At 50.2% G+C, this 211-nt stretch carries 1 rRNA gene; it reads right to left on the bottom strand.

The annotated features are described in order from the left end of the window. Nucleotides 1–86, bottom strand: a 5S ribosomal RNA gene (gene rrf, locus C162_RS33905); the annotation flags it as partial. Nucleotides 87–211 lie beyond the last annotated feature (125 nt).

Below are 211 nucleotides of genomic sequence, written 5' to 3'. Positions count from 1 at the left end.
TCGGTCCAAGTACCATCGGCGCTGGAGGGCTTAACGGTCGTGTTCGGGATGGGTACGTGTGGAACCCCTCCGCTATCGCCACCAAACGGGCATTTACAGCGTAAATGCTTCAGGAATTTGATTCCTGAAAACTGAATCCGAAACGAATCTGCGTGATAGAAATTTGGATAAGCCCTCGACCGATTAGTATTGGTCAGCTCCATGCATTGCT

The sequence above is a fragment of the Paenibacillus sp. FSL R7-269 genome (assembly GCF_000517865.1).
Taxonomy (GTDB): Bacteria; Bacillota; Bacilli; order Paenibacillales; family Paenibacillaceae; genus Paenibacillus_AQ.
Note: the sequence above shows the minus strand (reverse complement) of the source record. Positions and strands in the feature narration are given on the sequence as shown.